This window comes from Mycolicibacter engbaekii (genome assembly GCF_002101585.1).
Lineage (GTDB): Bacteria > Actinomycetota > Actinomycetes > Mycobacteriales > Mycobacteriaceae > Mycobacterium > Mycobacterium engbaekii.
The window spans coordinates 65,333-81,513 of sequence record NZ_LQOT01000073.1 but is presented as its reverse complement, the minus strand read 5'-3'; the positions used below and the strand labels follow the sequence as shown (position 1 = coordinate 81,513).

18 protein-coding genes are annotated in these 16,181 nt (G+C 70.1%); 3 read left to right on the top strand and 15 right to left on the bottom strand.

The window, feature by feature from the left end:
* The first annotated feature begins 40 nt into the window (after nt 1-40).
* Nucleotides 41-505: a peroxiredoxin gene (locus tag AWC02_RS18875; protein ID WP_085130287.1), complete on the top strand. Its 465-nt coding sequence runs from the start codon at nt 41-43 to the stop codon at nt 503-505.
* A 72-nt stretch (nt 506-577) separates the two neighbouring features.
* On the opposite strand, the gene AWC02_RS18870 is transcribed toward AWC02_RS18875, so the two are convergent.
* From AWC02_RS18870 to hisD, 12 genes are all read right to left on the bottom strand, one after another.
* Nucleotides 578-1,618 carry a coiled-coil domain-containing protein gene (locus AWC02_RS18870; RefSeq protein ID WP_237160537.1) on the bottom strand — a complete coding sequence of 347 codons (1,041 nt, stop codon included), beginning with the start codon at nt 1,616-1,618 and terminating at the stop codon, nt 578-580.
* 147 nt (nt 1,619-1,765) lie between these two features.
* Nucleotides 1,766-2,719, bottom strand: coding sequence for a coiled-coil domain-containing protein (locus AWC02_RS18865; RefSeq protein WP_085130226.1), 954 nt, complete (start codon nt 2,717-2,719; stop codon nt 1,766-1,768).
* A 201-nt stretch (nt 2,720-2,920) separates the two neighbouring features.
* Complete coding sequence (locus tag AWC02_RS18860; protein ID WP_085130225.1) at nt 2,921-3,700, bottom strand: coiled-coil domain-containing protein; 780 nt, start codon at nt 3,698-3,700, stop codon at nt 2,921-2,923.
* An 87-nt stretch (nt 3,701-3,787) separates the two neighbouring features.
* Entirely contained in the window at nt 3,788-4,774 is a 987-nt protein-coding gene (locus AWC02_RS18855; RefSeq protein WP_237160536.1) for an alpha/beta hydrolase, read from the bottom strand.
* 6 nt (nt 4,775-4,780) lie between these two features.
* Nucleotides 4,781-5,128: a phosphoribosyl-AMP cyclohydrolase gene (hisI, locus tag AWC02_RS18850; RefSeq protein ID WP_085130224.1), complete on the bottom strand. Its 348-nt coding sequence runs from the start codon at nt 5,126-5,128 to the stop codon at nt 4,781-4,783.
* On the bottom strand, nt 5,125-5,910 hold the full coding sequence (gene hisF, locus AWC02_RS18845) for an imidazole glycerol phosphate synthase subunit HisF (protein ID WP_085130283.1): 786 nt from the start codon (nt 5,908-5,910) through the stop codon (nt 5,125-5,127). Before hisF ends, hisI begins: the two co-directional genes overlap by 4 nt.
* A 118-nt stretch (nt 5,911-6,028) precedes the next feature.
* The gene (locus tag AWC02_RS18840) at nt 6,029-6,844 is read right to left on the bottom strand and encodes an inositol monophosphatase family protein (protein WP_085130223.1); all 816 of its coding nucleotides are present in this window, start codon (nt 6,842-6,844) and stop codon (nt 6,029-6,031) included.
* Between the two features lie 6 nt (nt 6,845-6,850).
* Nucleotides 6,851-7,591: a bifunctional 1-(5-phosphoribosyl)-5-((5-phosphoribosylamino)methylideneamino)imidazole-4-carboxamide isomerase/phosphoribosylanthranilate isomerase PriA gene (gene priA, locus AWC02_RS18835; RefSeq protein WP_046319749.1), complete on the bottom strand. Its 741-nt coding sequence runs from the start codon at nt 7,589-7,591 to the stop codon at nt 6,851-6,853.
* A 20-nt stretch (nt 7,592-7,611) separates the two neighbouring features.
* Entirely contained in the window at nt 7,612-8,241 is a 630-nt protein-coding gene (hisH, locus tag AWC02_RS18830) for an imidazole glycerol phosphate synthase subunit HisH (protein ID WP_085130222.1), read from the bottom strand.
* The gene (gene hisB, locus AWC02_RS18825; protein ID WP_085130221.1) at nt 8,238-8,852 is read right to left on the bottom strand and encodes an imidazoleglycerol-phosphate dehydratase HisB; all 615 of its coding nucleotides are present in this window, start codon (nt 8,850-8,852) and stop codon (nt 8,238-8,240) included. Before hisB ends, hisH begins: the two co-directional genes overlap by 4 nt.
* A complete protein-coding gene (locus AWC02_RS18820) occupies nt 8,849-10,048 on the bottom strand; it encodes a histidinol-phosphate transaminase (RefSeq protein ID WP_085130220.1) in 1,200 nt (399 codons plus the stop codon). Before AWC02_RS18820 ends, hisB begins: the two co-directional genes overlap by 4 nt.
* Complete coding sequence (gene hisD, locus AWC02_RS18815) at nt 10,045-11,403, bottom strand: histidinol dehydrogenase (protein ID WP_085130219.1); 1,359 nt, start codon at nt 11,401-11,403, stop codon at nt 10,045-10,047. The genes AWC02_RS18820 and hisD overlap by 4 nt, the downstream gene beginning before the upstream one ends.
* Nucleotides 11,404-11,546: 143 nt before the next feature.
* Here hisD and AWC02_RS18810 point away from each other — a divergent pair, with 143 nt between their 5' ends.
* Nucleotides 11,547-11,957, top strand: coding sequence for a nitroreductase family deazaflavin-dependent oxidoreductase (locus tag AWC02_RS18810; RefSeq protein ID WP_085130218.1), 411 nt, complete (start codon nt 11,547-11,549; stop codon nt 11,955-11,957).
* A gap of 16 nt (nt 11,958-11,973) precedes the next feature.
* Here AWC02_RS18810 and nadC read toward each other — a convergent pair whose 3' ends face one another.
* From nadC to nadA, 3 genes are read right to left on the bottom strand one after another with little or no spacing between them, the layout of a single operon-like run.
* Nucleotides 11,974-12,828 carry a carboxylating nicotinate-nucleotide diphosphorylase gene (gene nadC, locus AWC02_RS18805; protein ID WP_085130217.1) on the bottom strand — a complete coding sequence of 285 codons (855 nt, stop codon included), beginning with the start codon at nt 12,826-12,828 and terminating at the stop codon, nt 11,974-11,976.
* A complete protein-coding gene (locus AWC02_RS18800) occupies nt 12,828-14,396 on the bottom strand; it encodes an L-aspartate oxidase (protein WP_085130216.1) in 1,569 nt (522 codons plus the stop codon). The genes nadC and AWC02_RS18800 overlap by 1 nt, the downstream gene beginning before the upstream one ends.
* Nucleotides 14,393-15,445 carry a quinolinate synthase NadA gene (nadA, locus tag AWC02_RS18795; RefSeq protein WP_046319731.1) on the bottom strand — a complete coding sequence of 351 codons (1,053 nt, stop codon included), beginning with the start codon at nt 15,443-15,445 and terminating at the stop codon, nt 14,393-14,395. The genes AWC02_RS18800 and nadA overlap by 4 nt, the downstream gene beginning before the upstream one ends.
* Before the next feature lie 43 nt (nt 15,446-15,488).
* Between nadA and AWC02_RS18790 the strand changes: the two genes are divergently transcribed.
* Entirely contained in the window at nt 15,489-16,181 is a 693-nt protein-coding gene (locus AWC02_RS18790; protein ID WP_085130215.1) for an NUDIX hydrolase, read from the top strand.

The window sequence follows — 16,181 nt, the reverse complement described above, 5'->3', positions numbered from 1 at the left end:
TCGCCGTCGCGACGCCGACAGCGGGAGTAGCGTGGCCGGCATGAAAACCGGTGACACCGTGGCCGACTTCGCGCTCCCCGACCAGACCGGGGCGCTGCGCACCCTCAGTGAGCTGCTGGCCGCGGGGCCGGTGGTGCTGTTCTTCTATCCGGCGGCCATGACGCCGGGCTGCACCAAGGAAGCCTGTCACTTCCGCGACCTGGCCGGCGAGTTCGCCGCCGTCGGGGCCACCCGGGTGGGCATCAGCGCCGACGCGGTCGCCAAGCAGGCCAAGTTCGCCGACCAGCAGGGGTTCGATTACCCGCTGTTGTCCGACGCCGACGGCACCGTGGCGGCGCAGTTCGGGGTCAAGCGCGGCCTGCTGGGCAAGTTGTTGCCGGTGAAGCGGACCACGTTCGTCATCGACACCGACCGCACCGTGCTGGCTGTGATCGCCAGCGAGTTCTCCATGGACACCCACGCCGATAAGGCGCTGGAGGCGCTGCGGGCGCGCCGGCCGGCCTAACAGCGCGATCTACCCCGCCGGTCGCCAGCGCGGCGCAGCCGGGCGCAGCGGGCCGGCGGCGATCTACCCCGCCTATCCGCCGGTGTGCGCCGGTGCCTCGGATTCGGGCTCGCTCGCCTCGGCTGGGCTGCCCGCTGCCCGGGCCTCGCCGACCGCGGTGTCGATCCAATTTCTGATCTCGCTGAGGTGGGTGACGATGCCGGTCCGTTCGCGGCTGAGTTGCTCCACCTCGGCCTGCGTGCGGTCGCGCAGCAGTTTGGCCTCGCGTTTGGTGTTGGCGATCAGTGAGGACGCCTCCAGGCGGGCCTCCTTGTCCAGCTTGGCGATGTTGGCCTCGGCCTGCTCCCACGCCGCCTTCATCTTCTGGTCCAGGCGCTGCTGGGCCTCGCGGCGGTTGCGCTCGTCCTCTTCCCAGGCCAGCTTGATCTGCTCGTCGAGGGCCTCCTGCGCGGCCCGGCGATTGCGTTCGTCGTCCTCGGCCAGCCGCTGGTACACCTCGCGGCGACTGCGCTCGGCTTCTTCGATCTCCTGGGCGATGCGGCTGCGCTCCTCGTGGGCGATGCGCAGGATCTGCTCCGCCTCCTGGGTCGCGGCCTCGAGGATCTTCGTCCGGCGGGCGTGGGTGGACGCCTGGAACTCGGCGAGTGCCGCACTGGCGGCAGCCCGGTCGTGACTGGCGGCCTCCAACTGCTCGCGCAGCTCGGCGGTGAGGGCCTCGGCGTCCTGGCGTGCCAGTTCCTTGGTGCGCCGCGCCTCCTCGGAGGCGATGCGCATCATCCGCGCGATCCGATCGGACATGCCCTCGACGGAGTCGACCGGACCGGCGACCTGCTCGAACTGCGATCGCAGCTGGGCCAGTTCGGCCGTGAGGCGCTGCCGCTCGTTCTCGGCCTCGGCGGTCATGCGCACCACGTCGTTTTGCAGCCGGGCGACTTCGGCGGCAAGTTGTTCGCGGTCGATGAGCGTCTTCGACTTGCTCGCCTCGAGGGATTTGTTGCGTTCCTGCAGCACGCTGATCTCGTGGTGCAGCCTGCCGATGTAGTCGGAGACCTCATTGCGATCGAAACCGCGCATCTGTGTTTCGAAGTCGGGAATCTCCAGCGCCACCGGCATACTCCTAAGCACCTGAGGGGGTGGGTCTTCGGTCGATGGTTAGCCAGAATTCAACCGAGTTGGCTTGTGCCCGAAGCCAACTGGATGTGCTGACTCAAGTCACCGTGCGACGGAGCGTATCAGAACCCCGCGGGCATGTCACCGGACTTACGGTGGACGAACACCTTGGGTTTCGCTACCGGCAGCGCCGATCCACTTCTGGATCTCGTCGAGGTCGGCGCGGATTGCGGCACGCTCGACGCGCAGCAGCTCCACGTCGGCGTGTGCCCGTTCGCGCAGCGCCTCGGCTTGGCGCTCGGCGTCGGCGATCAGGGCCGCCGCTTGCGCCCGCGCCTGCTTGTCGAGCGCGGCGATGTTGGCCTCGACCTGCTCCCAGGCGGCCTGCAGCTTGCGCTCCAGCTTCCGCCGCGACCGACGGCGATTGCGTTCGTCGTCTTCCCAGGACCGCTTGATCTGGTTGTCGAGGGCCTCGTTGGACGCCAGGCGGCGGCGTTCGTCCTCCTCGGCCAGCCTGCGGTACAACGCCCGGCGGCGCTGTTGGGCCTCGGCGGTCTGTTCGGCGATGCGAGTGCGCTCCTCGCGCGCCCATCGCAGGATCTGCTGCGCTTCGGCGGTCGCGATGTCCAGGATCTTGATCTGCCGTGTTCGGGCCGCCGACTCCACCCCGGCCAGTTCTTCGCCGGCGGCGGCCCGCTCGCAGCGGGCGGCGACCAGCTTCTCGCGCAGATCCCGGGTCAGCGCTTCGGCCTCCCGACAAGCCAGTTCCTTGACGTGCCGCGCCTCCTCGGCGGCCATCCGCATCATCACCGTCAGCCGCTCGGGTGCTTCGACCGCTGGATTCTCGGCACCGGTGGCCTCAGCGAGCCGGCTGCGCAGGTTCTGTATCTCGGCGCCGAGTTCGCCGCGCCGGCAGTCGGCATCGGCGGCCCTGTGCACGACGTCTTTCTGCAGCCGCGCCAGCTCGGCAATGAGTTGTTCGCGATCGGATTCCGCCTGCGTCCGCACGGCGTTGAGCGATTTCGCCCGGTCGCGCAAATAGTCAATTTCGTCGTGTAGGCGCGCGAGGTAATCCGCCACCGCAGTGCGATCGAAACCGCGCATCTGCGTTTGGAATGGCGGAATATTGGGCACCGGAACCGACTCCTCCTCTCGGCAAGACTCGATGGTCGGCCGCGCCTGGGTCAACTCCGGTAAAAGCGCACATCAGGACTGGTCAGCCGCCGCAGACAAGCCGCCGCGCGACGAAGCGTAGCAGACGGGTGCGGAGGTGTCACCGAAAAAATAAATGGCCGAAGCAGTACTTCAGCGCGGGCGATTTTCCCGAAACCAGGTTTCTCTGGCCGACAATGCCGATTCGCGATCCACCTGCCGCGCGGCATTAACTTGAGTTTCGGCATTAACTTGTTTGGCGCGATTGGCCTGCGATGTCGACCGCTCAATCTGGTCGACGATCTTCGCGCGCGCATCGATGAGTTCGGCCAGGCGCCGTTGCGCGTCCGCGACGTGGCTGGTGATCGCCTGGTTCATCTCGGTCAGGATCGCCGAGGCGTGGCTTTCGGCCTCCTTCATGATTTCGGCCGCGCTCAGCACGGCCTGCCGCCGCAGATGCGCGGCCTGCGCCCGCAGGTGTTTGTGTTGTGTTTCCAGCTCGGCCCGCAGTTCGGCTGCCTCACGGCGCTGCGCCTCGGCGTCGGCGAGAACGGCCGCAGCCTCGCTCTGGGCCGCCGTGCGCAGCTCGTCGGCGAAGCGCTGCGCCTCTGCGCGGATGTCCTCGGCTTCGGCCATCGCGCCGTTGAGAATGCCGGACAGTCGATCGCTGAGATCCACGATGTCGCCCGGAATCGCGGAGGCCAACTCGGTGAACTGCGCCGAGGCGGATTCCAGATTCGCTTGCGATTCGCTCAACTGGTTCGTCAGCGCGATGATCCGCGATCCGTCCCGCGGCATGTGCGCTTCGATGTCGCTGACGGTGCCCTGTGCGTAGTGCGAGTCGATCTGCAGCGACACCCGGTCCAGCTCCACCCCCCGGATGGGAGGGCTGTGCTCCAACAGGTACCGGTCGTCAGGCTCGTCGGAAGTCACAGTCGGCCAGCATACCGCTCCGCAGCCGGTACCGAATGGATCTGCGGGACTGTCGAAGACGCCGCGGTGTGCGAACGAATCCGGCTGTCACAGATACGTCCTGAGGTGGTCACGCAGGCTGGACGTGAACGCGGCGGCCACCGCTGATCTGGGCGCATAGCCGTCTGCCGCGTGGTACATCCCCGCCACGGTGAGAAGTTCGCACGGCACGCCGCAGGCGCGCAGTGTGTGCGCGTAGGCGAGGTCCTCGGCGTAGAAGAGGTCCAGTTCGCCCACCCCGATCCAGGCCGGTGCCAGACCGGACAGGTTCGCGCGCCGGGCCGGCGCGGCGTAGGGCGGTGCGTCGGTCATCCGCGGCGCCCGGCCCAGATAGGCGGTCCAGGCGAAGCGGTTGGACTCCGGCGTCCAGACCAGCCGTCCCCGCCGACCGCTGTCGCGCAGTACTGTGCGGTCGTCGAGCATCGGGTAGACCAGGGCCTGGGCCCGCAGTGCGAGGCCCTCGTCGTGACAACGCTGGGCGACGGCCGCCGCGAGACCACCGCCGGCGCTGTAGCCGGCCACCGCGATGCGATCGGGGTCGATTCCCAGTGTGACGGCCCGCTCGCGCATCCAGCCCAGGGTCGCCATGGCGTCGTCCAGGGCAGCCGGGAAGGGGCTTTCCGGGGCCAGCCGATAGTCCGGTGCCACGATCACCGCGTCCAGCTCGCGGGCCAGCCGCCCGTAGGTGCTCAATTCCAGGCGGGCAGAACCCACGATCATCCCGCCGCCGTGCAGCATCAGGACGGCGGGCCCGGGCCGGCGGACGCTGCGGGGTGTCGCCACCAACACCCGCATACCGGCAGCGCCGACGCGGTGGGTCGTCACGGTGACGCCGGGACCGGCCGGCCGCTTGATCCGGTAGACCGCCCGCAGGAACGGCAGCGTGCATGCGCGGTAGGTCACCGTTACATACGGCAGCAACGGACTGCGAAGCTCGGGTGCGACGCCGGCGAGGGCCGGGCGCATCCGCAGGTAGCGGCGCCCCGCGAGCGCCGCCGTTGCCGCGGCGGCAGCGCCGGCCAGGGTTGCGCGCACGTCGCCCTAGGGTGCGAGCAACTGGTCGGCGTCGAAACAGCTGTGATCGCCGGTGTGGCAGGCGCCGCCGGTCTGATCGACGGTCAGCAGCACGGTGTCGCCGTCGCAGTCCAGCCGTACCGAGTGCACGTACTGGGTGTGCCCGGAGGTCGCGCCCTTGATCCACTGCTGCTGGCGCGACCGCGAGAAGTACGTGGCCTCACGCGTGGCCAGCGTGCGCGCCAGCGCCTCGTCGTCCATCCAGGCGACCATGAGCACGTCGCCACTGCCCCGCTCCTGGACCACCGCGGCGATCAGGCCCTCGGGGTTTCGCTTGAGGCGGGCCGCGATGGCCGGGTCGAGCTGGTGGGTCATCGCACCACGATTCCCTCCGCAGCCATCGCCGCCTTCACCTCCGGGATGGTGATCTCGCCGAAATGAAACACACTGGCCGCCAGCACCGCATCGGCGCCGGCGGCGACCGCCGGGGCGAAATGCTCCACCGCGCCGGCTCCCCCGCTGGCGATCACCGGCACGCTCACCGCCGCCCGGACCGCGCGCAACATCGCCAGGTCGAATCCGGCCTTGGTGCCATCGGCATCCATCGAATTCAGCAGGATCTCCCCGACCCCCAACTCGACACCGCGGACCGCCCATTCGACGGCGTCGATACCGGTGCCCTGCCGGCCGCCGTGGGTGGTGACTTCCCATCCGGACGCGGTGGGAGCCGAACCGGCCGGCACGGTGCGCGCATCGACCGACAGCACGATGCACTGGGAACCGAACTGCCGCGACAGCTCGGCAAGTAGTTCCGGGCGGGCGATCGCGGCGGTGTTCACCGAAACCTTGTCCGCTCCGGCCCGCAACAGCACGTCGACGTCGGCGACCGTGCGTACCCCGCCGCCGACGGTGAGCGGGATGAAGACCTGATCGGCGGTGCGCGCGACCACCTCGAGCATGGTCGCCCGGCCCGACGACGACGCCGTCACGTCGAGGAAGGTCAGCTCGTCGGCGCCTGCGGCGTCATAGGCCGCGGCCAGCTCGACCGGGTCGCCGGCGTCGCGCAGGTTGGCGAAGTTCACCCCTTTGACGACCCGGCCGCCGTCGACGTCCAGACACGGAATGACCCGTACGGCCACATCACTGTGCTTATGCATCGGTCCCAGCTTCACCTCTCCTGCGTCGAGCCTCGCTGAACCGCTGTGCTTATGCATCGGTCCCAGCTTCGCCTCTCCTGCGTCGAGCCTCGCTGAACCGCTGGGTTGTTGTTCCATGTCAGTAGTCCCCCGGTGCGCCGACTCGCTTGAGGATGTCGAGAATCTGCTCGTGTGCCCCCGGCGCGGCGACCAGCGCCGAGTCCGACAACGCCGTCCACGGGGCCCCGGACAGGTCGGTGACGGTGCCGCCCGCCGCCCGCACCATGGCCACGCCGGCGGCGTGGTCCCAGATGTGGTGGCCGAAACTGATCGCACCGCCGAGTGTGCCGTCGGCGACATAGGCCAGGTCGATTCCGGTGGCGCCGTGCATCCGCGTCCGCGATGTCACCCTGGTCAGTCCCTCGAGCACGGCCAGCCGGTAGCGGCCGGGAAAGCGGCCCCGCCATTCGACGTTGAATGTGCCGATACCGACCAACGAGTGAGCCAGGTCGGCGGGCTCCAGTGGTGGTTGCGCCACCCCGTTGCGGATCAGCGGGCCGCCCGCCACCGCGGTGTAGCGCTGACCGGCGAACGGCAGCCAGGTCAGCCCGGCGACCGGCTCCCCGTCGCGGAGCAGACCCAGCAGTATGGCGGCCATCGGTGAGCCGGCGGCGTAGTTGAACGTCCCGTCGATGGGATCGAGCACCCACACCAGCGGGGAATCGATTGGCGGGCCGCCGAATTCCTCGCCGTGCACTCCGATTCCGGTCGCTGCGACCAGTGCATCGGTGATCTGTCGTTCCAGGGCGAGGTCAACCTCGGTCGCAAAGTCGTTGCCGCCCTTGCGCACTGCCGATCCAGCTCGATGGCCGGCCAGAAACGGCTCGGCTGCGACATCGAGGATCTCCGACGCCGCTGCGACCAGCGCCTGAAGATCCGCGGTGTCCAGCGCCATGGCGGCCTACTCCTGCACCGTGGACAACGCCTCGGGCAGCGTGAACCGGCCCGCGTAGAGGGCCTTGCCGACGATAGCGCCCTCCACACCGCGGTTCACCAGCGTGGCGATAGCGCGCAGGTCATCCAGGCTCGAGACGCCGCCGGAGGCGATCACCGGCGCGTCGGTGCGGTCGGCGACCGCACCGAGCAGCTCCAGGTTGGGCCCGCCCAGGGTGCCGTCCTTGGTCACGTCGGTGACGACGTAGCGTGAACACCCTTCGCGGTCAAGCCGTTCCAGGACCGGCCACAGGTCCCCGCCGTCGGTCTCCCAGCCCCGGCCGCGCAGCCGGTGGATGCCGTCGGGGTGACTGGGGTCGATCTGCACGTCGAGTCCCACCGCGACCTTCTCGCCGTGCTCGGCGATCGCCCGCGCGCACCACTGCGGGTTCTCCAAGGCCGCCGTACCGAGGTTCACCCGGGCGCAGCCGGTGGCCAACGCCGCCGCCAGCGACTCGTCGTCGCGGATCCCGCCGGACAGTTCCACCTTGACATCGAGGCGGCCCACCACATCGGCCAGCAGCTCGCGGTTGGAACCGCGCCCGAAGGCGGCATCGAGATCGACCAGGTGGATCCATTCCGCGCCGTCGCGCTGCCAGCCCAGCGCGGCGTCGAGCGCCGAGCCGTACTCGGTCTCGCTGCCGGCCTTGCCCTGCACCAGACGCACGGCGCGCCCGTCGACCACATCGACGGCCGGCAACAGAACCAGTGCCTTGTTCGCAGTCGTACTCACAGTGCCTCCACCCAGTTGCTCAACAGTGTCGCCCCGGCATCCCCACTCTTTTCGGGGTGAAACTGGGTGGCGGCCAACGGCCCATCCTCGACAGCCGCCACGAACGGTACCTGATGGGTCGCCCAGGTCACCAAAGCCTCCGGACGGCCCTCCCAGCGCTGCGCGGCGTAGGAGTGCACGAAGTAGAACCGGGTGTCGGAGTCCAGGCCGGCGAACAGCGTGCTGCCCGGCGCGGCGTCGACGACGTTCCAGCCCATGTGCGGGATCACCGGGGCGTCGAGCCGGGTGACCGCACCCGGCCATTGCCCGCATCCGGTGGTGTCGACCCCGAACTCGACGCCGTGGGCGAACAGGATCTGCATCCCGACGCACACCCCGAGCACCGGCCGCCCGGACTGCACGCGTTCGACGATGATCTTGTCGCCGTTGACGTTGCGCAGGCCCGCCATGCACGCCGCATACGCCCCGACGCCCGGCACCAGCAGGCCGTCGGCTGCGGCGGCGGCGCCGGCGTCGGCGGTCACCTCGACCTGCGCACCGACGCGCTGCAGAGCCCGCTGGGCTGAGCGCAGGTTCCCGGATCCGTAGTCCAGGATCACCACCCTGGGTTTGGCAGATCCGCTCACAGGGCGCCTTTGGTGGAAGGCACCCCGGTCACCCGGGGGTCGGGTTCCACGGCCTGGCGCAGCGCACGCGCGACGGCTTTGTACTGGGCTTCGGTGATGTGGTGCGGGTCGCGGCCGTAGAGCACCCGCACGTGCAGCGCGATGCGGGCATTGGATGCCAGCGTCTCGAACACGTGCCGGTTGATGACGGTGTGGTACGGCGCCTGCGTTCCGGCGATCATGGTGTGCGCCAAGTGATCCGGCTCTCCGGTGTGCACGCAGTAGGGCCGCCCCGACACGTCGACGGCAGCGTGTGCCAGGGTCTCGTCCATCGGGATGAAGGCATCGCCGAAGCGGCGGATGCCCACCTTGTCGCCCAACGCCTCGCCCAGCGCCTGCCCGAGCACGATCGCGGTGTCCTCGACGGTGTGGTGCGCTTCGATCTCGGTGTCGCCGTGGGCGCGCACCGTCAGGTCGAAACTGGCGTGCGCGCCCAGTGCGGTCAGCATGTGGTCGAAGAACGGCACTCCGGTGTCGATGTCCACGACACCGGTGCCGTCGAGATCGAGTTCGACCGTGATGTCTGATTCACGGGTGGCACGTTCTACCCGGGCGCGGCGATTGCCGGTCATGATGCTCCTTTGTGCTGGTGGCCGCCGGCCGCGCCCGGTTCCGCCGCTCCGGCGATCGGTACCGGTTGCCGGGTGAGTTCGGTGGCCGCAAGCCGTTGGCTGGCGGCGAGCAGCGCGTCGTTCTCCTCCGGAAGCCCGGTGGTGGCCCGCAGGTATCCGGGGATGCCTACATCGCGGATGAGGATACCGGCGTCCAGGTAGCGCTGCCAGGTCGCCGGGGCATCGGCGAACTCGCCGAACAGCACGAAGTTGGCATCGCTGGGGATCACCCGAAAGCCCATGTCCGACAGCGCCCCCGAGACGCGTTCCCGCTCGGATATCAATTGCGCGACGCTGCCGAGGGTGTCGTCGGCATGTCGCAGCGCGGCACGGGCGGCCGCCTGGGTGACCACCGACAGGTGATACGGCAGCCGCACCAGCAACATCGCATCGATCACCGCCGGGGCCGCGATCAGGTAACCGAGCCGGCCACCGGCGAACGCGAACGCCTTGCTCATCGTGCGGGTGACGATCAGCTTGGCCGGGTAGTCGGCGATCAGCGCGATCGCGCTGGGCTGTGAGGAGAACTCGCCGTAGGCCTCGTCCACGATCACGATCCCGGGCGCTGCATCCAGCAGCGCCCGCAAGTCCTCCAGCGAAACACTTTGCCCGGAAGGGTTGTTCGGGGACGCGATGAACACCACGTCGGGCTGGTGCTCGGCGACGGCGGCGGTCGCCACGGCCACGTCGAGCCCGAAGTCAGACGCGCGGTGCACGGCCAGCCAACGGGTCAGGGTGCCGTCGGCGATGATCGGGTGCATCGAGTACGACGGCACGAATCCGATGGCGCTGCGGCCCGGCCCCCCGAACGCCTGCAGCAACTGCTGCAGGATCTCGTTGGAGCCGTTGGCCGCCCACACGTTGTCCGGCCCCACCGCCACCCCGGTCTGGGTGGTCAGGTAGTCGGCCAGGTCGGCGCGCAGCGCGACGGCGTCACGATCGGGATAGCGGTGCAGCTCAGCGGCGACCTCGCGCACCGAGCGCGCTACGTCGTCGACCAATGCCGCACTGGGCGGGTGCGGGTTCTCGTTGGTGTTGAGCCGCACCGGAACATCGAGCTGCGGTGCGCCGTAAGGGGACTTGCCACGCAAGTCCTCGCGCAGCGGCAGGTCCGCCAGGCCGATCTGTCCACCGGGTCGCGACTCGGTGGCGCTCACTGCTCGAACCTCCGCCGGACCGCCTCGCCGTGCGAGGGCAGGTCCTCCGCGGTGGCCAGCGCGATCACGTGTCCGCTGACGTCCTTGAGCGCGGCCTCGGTGTAGTCCACCAGGTGCACGCCGCGCAGGAAGGTCTGCACCGACAGACCACTGGAGTAACGGGCGCTGCCGGCAGTGGGCAGCACGTGGTTGGAGCCGGCGCAGTAGTCGCCCAGGCTGACCGGCGAATACGGTCCGAGGAAGATCGCGCCGGCCGAGCGGATGCGGCCGGCGACGGCCGCCGGGTCGGCGGTCTGAATCTCCAGGTGCTCGGCGGCGTAGGCGTTCACCACCTCGATACCGGCGTCCAGATCGTCGACCAGCACGATCGCCGACTGCGGACCGGACAGCGCTGTGCTGACCCGGTCGCGGTGCACCGTGGTCTGCAGTTGCGCGGTGACCTCCCGGGCGGTGGCGTCGGCCAGTTCGGCGCTGGTGGCGACCAGCACACTGGCCGCCATCTCGTCGTGCTCGGCCTGACTGATCAGGTCGGCGGCCAGGTGTGCCGGGTTGGCGGTGTGGTCGGCGAGAATCGCGATCTCGGTGGGACCGGCCTCGGCGTCGATACCCACCTGCGACCGGCACAGTCTTTTGGCGGCGGTGACGTAGATGTTGCCGGGACCGGTGATCATGTCGACCGGGGCCAGTTCGCCGTCGTCGGTGTCGGTGCCGCCGTAGGCCAGCAGCGCCACGGCCTGCGCGCCGCCGACCGCCCAGACCTCGTCGACACCGAGCAGCCGGGCCGCGGCCAGAATCGTGGGGTGCGGCAGGCCGTCGAAGGCGGCCTGGGGCGGGCTGGCGATCACCAGCGAGTCGACCCCGGCGATCTGGGCCGGGACGACGTTCATCACCACGCTGGACGGGTAGACCGCGTTGCCGCCGGGCACGTACAGGCCGACCCGTTCGACGGGAATCCACCGCTGCGTGACGGTGGCGCCCGGGGCCAGCGTGGTGGCGGTGTCGCTGCGCCGCTGGTCGGCGTGGACCGCACGGGCCCGGCTGATCGCCACCTCCAGAGCGGCCCGTACCGCCGGGTCCAGCTCGGCCAGGGCGCCCGCCAGCGCGGCATCGGGCACCCGGACCGTTCCGGGCCGCACCCGGTCGAAGGATTCGCCGAATTCCAGCGCCGCCGCGGCTCCGCGCTGCGCGACCGCCTCGACGATCGGGCGCACGCGCGGCAGCACCGCCTCCACGTCGGCAGCGCCGCGGGGCAGCACGGAACGCAGCCGGGCCCTTGAGAGTCGCGAGGACGGGTCCGACTGGTCGGGGCCGCGCAGGTCGATGCGTGCCATCAGGCCGGTGTTCACGCCGTCCATTGTCCCAGAGGGCCTCAAGTCAATATCGCCGCGCCGGGATCACCCCCGCTGCCCGGGCCGCGCGGCTAGGGTGGTGCGCAGTTGCGGCGTCGGCGAGCACCGATGGCGGCGTCGTGGTCGCCCCCAGGGAGAACGGAGTTGCCATGGCTGTCGACAAGGGTGCCGCCGGCCCGTCCACGCTGCCGGCGGTGTTCCCCGCCTGGATGGATCGGCTGCAGATCAAGTACGTCAATCCGGTGGTCAAGCCACTGGCGAAGTTCATCCCCGGCACGTCGGTGATCACCCATCGCGGCCGCAAGTCCGGCAAGGTCTACCAGACGGTGGTGACGACCTACCGCAAGGGCGACACGCTGGCGATCGCGCTGGGCCACGGCAAGACCGACTGGGTGAAGAACGTGCTGGCCGCAGGCGAGGCCGATGTGCAGCTGTTCCGGCATCAGGTGCACCTGGTGAACCCGCGGATCGTGCCCGCCGGCTCCGGTGACGCCTCGCTGCCGGCGCTGCTGCGACTGCAGAACCGCAAGGTGGCGGTGCTGGTCACCGATATCGGCTGACCGGCCGCTACATGACTTACATGTCTAAGCCGATGTCGAGCACCCGCACCGAATGGGTGAGGGCACCCACGGCCAAATAGTCGACGCCGGTGGCGGCGTACGCGCCGGCGGTTTCCAGGGTCAGTCCGCCGGACGACTCCAGCAGCACCCCGGGGGCGCGGGAGTCCCGCCGCTGCACCGCCATCTGGGTCTGCCATACCTCGAAGTTGTCCAGCAGCACCAGTTCGGGCCCCTCGGCGAGCACTTCGTCGAACTGCTCGAGCGAGTCCACCTCGACCTCGCAGGGCACGTCGGGAGCGGCCTCGCGCACCGCCCGCAGCGCCGCGGCCACCGATCCGGCCGCCGCGACGTGGTTGTCCTTGATCAGGGCGGCGTCGCCCAGCCCCATCCGGTGGTTCACCCCGCCGCCGACGCGCACCGCGTACTTCTGCAGCACCCGCAGCCCCGGCAGCGTCTTGCGGGTGTCCCGCACACGAGCCGACGTCCCGTCCACGGCGTCGACCCACGCCGCGGTCGCGGTCGCGATCCCGGACAGGTGGCAGACCAGGTTGAGCATGGTGCGTTCAGCGGTCAGCAGGCCGCGGGTGTCGGCCCGCAGGCTCAGTACCGGCGCGCCGGCGTCGACCCGGGTGCCGTCGGCCACCCGCTGCACCACCTGGTAACCGTCGGCGCCGAGGACCTCGTCGAGGACCAGTAGCGCCACGTCGAGCCCGGCGATCACTCCGGGCACCCGGGTGACCATCGCCGCCTCGGCCTTCACGCCGGCGGGCACCGTCGCAGCGGTGGTGACGTCGGGCCCGTAGCGCAGATCCTCGTCGAGGGCGCGCACGATGATCTGCCGCGCCTCGTCGAGCTCGGTCTCGGAAAGCATCAGACTCCCGCGGGGGTTTCGAGCGCGACACTGCCGTCGCGCAGGCGGATCGTGGAACTGCTGGCCTGGCCGGGGTCGGCGGCCGGATACTGCGCTCGGTGGTGGCAGCCGCGGCTCTCGGTGCGGGCCGCTGCCGCCGCCGCGATCACCTGGGCGGCCACGGTCAGGGCGGCTTCCTCGACTCCGGACCGGTCGGCGACGTGGCGCCGGGCGGCGTCGGCCAGCAGCTGCTGCAGCCGCGTCAGCCCGGACGTGTCGCGGACCACCGAGGCATCGCGGGACATCGCCTCCTGCAGCCGCTGCCGGGGCAGCACCGGGTGCAGGGCGGGTTCGGGGAACACAGCCCGGGCCGGCCCCGCAGCGGCGCAGTGCGCCGCGGCGGCGGCACCGGCGCGGGCGCCCACCACCAGCCCTTCCAGCAGGCTGTTGGACGCCAGCCGGTTGGCTCCGTGCATGCCGGTACGGCCGACCTCCCCGGCGGCGAAAAGACCCGGCAGCTCCGTACGGCCGGTGACGTCGGTGAGCACCCCTCCGCAGCTGTAGTGGGCGCCGGGGACCACCGGAATCGGTTGCCGGACAGGGTCGATACCGGCCTCGCGGCAGGCCGCGGTGACGGTCGGAAAGCGGTCTGGGAAGCCGGCGATCCCGCGAGCGTCGAGGAAGACGCACCGGTCACCGGTCTCGCGCAGGCGGGCGTCGACGGCTGCCGCCACCACGTCGCGGGGCGCCAGATCCCCCATCGGGTGCACGCCGTCGGTGATCGCCGCACCGCGGGCGTCGACCAGTCGCGCGCCCTCCCCCCGCACCGCCTCGGTGATCAGCGGCCGGCGTCCGGCGCCGTCGCCCGAGAACAGCATCGTGGGATGGAATTGGATGAATTCCAGGTCGCTGACAGCCACCCCGGCCCACAGCGCCAGGGCCACGCCGTCGCCGGTCGCCCCGCCGGGGTTGGTGGTCGCCCGGTACAGGTGGCCCAGACCGCCGGTGGCCAGCACCACCGAGGGGGCGTGGATCACGCCGATCCCGTCGGCGTTGGCCACCAGCACACCGGTGACCTGATCGGCGTCGCGCAGGATCTGCAGCACCACCTGGCCGCCGCGAACGTCCAGTGCGGCCGCCGCCTGATCCAGTGCGCGCTGCACCTCGGCACCGGTCGCGTCGCCGCCGGCGTGGATGATGCGGCGCCGCGAGTGCCCCCCTTCGCGGGTGAGCGCCCAATGGCCGTCTCGCGCCCGGTCGAACTGTGCACCGGCGGCGGCCAGGTCGCGGACGGCGCGATACCCGTCGGCCACGATGGAGGTCACCGCGTCGCGGTCGCACAATCCGCCGCCGGCGGCCACGGTGTCGGCGACGTGGGCGGCCACCGAGTCGTCGGTGTCGGGCAGCACCACCGCGATCCCGCCCTGGGCGTAGTGGGTCGCCGTGGCGGCCGCGCCGGCGGCGGATTTGCTGAGCACCACGACGTCGCGCCCGGCCCGGTGGGCGGCGCGAGCGGCCGCCAGCCCACCGACACCGGTGCCGATGACGACGACATCGGCCCGCTGCTGCCAGCTGGGACCAGGGGTCACTTGCTGACCGGGACGGAGTGTCCGATCGCGATCATCCGCTGCACGCTACGCGCGGCCAGCCGTGCCGTCTCGGGGTCGACATGGATCTCGTCGGCACCCTCGGTCAGGCAGCGCAGCAGCGCGGCCGGGGTGATCATCTTCATGTACTTGCAGGCCGCCTTGCGGTTGACCGCCTCGAAATCCACCTGCGGCGCGGCCTTGCGCAGCTGGTGAATCATGCCGATCTCGGTGGCGACCAGCACCTTGGTGGCCCCGGTACGCGCGGCCTCTTCGAGCATGCCGCCGGTCGAGAGGATCTTGACCTGCTCGGCGGGGAAATGACCTTCGCCGACCAGGTACAGCGACGACGTCGCACACCCGCACTCGGGGTGCACGAACAGCTCGGCCTCGGGGTTGGCCCGCGCCATCGCCTCAAGCTCGTCGCCGTTGATGGCGGCGTGCACGTGGCATTCACCGGCCCAGATGCGGATGTTGTCGCGGCCGGTGACGCGCTTGACGTGCTGGCCCAGGAACTGGTCGGGCAGGAAGAGCACCTCGCGGTCCGGATCGATCGCGTTGACCACGTCGACGGCATTCGACGACGTGCAGCAGTAGTCGGTCAGAGCCTTCACCGCTGCCGTGGTGTTGACGTAGGAGACCACGACCGCGTCCGGGAACTCGTCGCGCCAGGCCTGCAGTTCCTCGGCGGTGATGGAGTCGGCCAGCGAACAGCCCGCCCGGGTGTCGGGCAGCAGCACCGTCTTGTCCGGGGAGAGGATCTTGGCCGTCTCGGCCATGAAGTGCACCCCGCAGAACACGATGGTCTCCTCGGCAGCGGTGGCCGCGATGCGGGCCAGCGCCAAGGAGTCCCCGACGTGATCGGCGATGTCCTGGATCTCGGGCAGTTGGTAGTTGTGGGCCAGGATCGTCGCGTTGCGTTCCTTCTTGAGCCGGAGCACCTCGGCCACCCACTCCGCATCGGGTTCGACACCGCTGTAACCGGCCGGCGAGTTCACGATGCGGCCGGTCAGGCTGCCCGCCTGCACACCGGTGTCGGTGAGGGTGGTCATGGTGACTCCTCTCAAAACAGGTTTTCGACTTATAATCGAAAACATGGTTCATACTAGCACCGCCCACGAGGTGCTCACCGTGGTCTTCCAGGTTGGCGGCCTGGATCAGCGCCGCCCCCAGCTCAACGTGCTGCTGTGGGAACGCGCCCGCGAGCCGCAGTCCGGCCGGTGGTCGTTGCCCGGCGGCCTGTTGCGCACCGATGAGGATGTCACGGCATCGGCCCGCCGCCAGCTCGCCGAAAAGGTCGATCTGCGTGAGATCGCCCACCTTGAGCAGCTGGCTGTGTTCTCCGACCCCGGCCGGGTGCCCGGGGTACGCACCATCGCGTCGACGTTTCTGGGCTTGGTGCCCTCCCCCGCCGTCCCGGAGCTGCCGAGCGACACGCACTGGCATCCCGTGGACGACTTACCGCCGATGGCGTTCGACCACGGGCCCATGGTGGAGCACGCGCGCAGTCGCCTGGTCGCCAAAATGTCCTACACCAACATCGGATTCGGCCTGGCGCCAACGGAATTCATTCTGTCCACCTTGCGAGACATCTACAGCGTGGTGCTGGGCTACCAGGTCGACGCGACAAACCTGCAACGGGTGCTGGTACGCCGCGGGGTGATCACCCGCACCGGCACCACCGCCCGCTCCGGGCGCAGCGGGGGCCGTCCGGCGGCCCGCTACCGGTTCACCGACTCCGAATTACGGGTCACCGACGAATTCGCCGCACTGCGACCGCCCGGGTGA

Coding starts and splice junctions, on each gene's coding strand:
- hisD (WP_085130219.1), bottom strand. CDS start 11,403: ATGGACGGCGTGAACACCGGCCTGATGGCACGCATCGACCTGCGCGGC.
- nadA (WP_046319731.1), bottom strand. CDS start 15,445: ATGACCACCCTCACCGACACCGGTGTGCAGGCGGGCAGCCTGACCGGC.
- AWC02_RS18865 (WP_085130226.1), bottom strand. CDS start 2,719: ATGCGCGGTTTCGATCGCACTGCGGTGGCGGATTACCTCGCGCGCCTA.
- AWC02_RS18870 (WP_237160537.1), bottom strand. CDS start 1,618: ATGCCGGTGGCGCTGGAGATTCCCGACTTCGAAACACAGATGCGCGGT.
- hisB (WP_085130221.1), bottom strand. CDS start 8,852: ATGACCGGCAATCGCCGCGCCCGGGTAGAACGTGCCACCCGTGAATCA.
- AWC02_RS18790 (WP_085130215.1), top strand. CDS start 15,489: ATGGTTCATACTAGCACCGCCCACGAGGTGCTCACCGTGGTCTTCCAG.
- hisI (WP_085130224.1), bottom strand. CDS start 5,128: ATGACCCACCAGCTCGACCCGGCCATCGCGGCCCGCCTCAAGCGAAAC.
- AWC02_RS18840 (WP_085130223.1), bottom strand. CDS start 6,844: ATGGCGCTGGACACCGCGGATCTTCAGGCGCTGGTCGCAGCGGCGTCG.
- AWC02_RS18875 (WP_085130287.1), top strand. CDS start 41: ATGAAAACCGGTGACACCGTGGCCGACTTCGCGCTCCCCGACCAGACC.
- nadC (WP_085130217.1), bottom strand. CDS start 12,828: ATGCTTTCCGAGACCGAGCTCGACGAGGCGCGGCAGATCATCGTGCGC.
- AWC02_RS18810 (WP_085130218.1), top strand. CDS start 11,547: ATGGCTGTCGACAAGGGTGCCGCCGGCCCGTCCACGCTGCCGGCGGTG.
- hisF (WP_085130283.1), bottom strand. CDS start 5,910: ATGCATAAGCACAGTGATGTGGCCGTACGGGTCATTCCGTGTCTGGAC.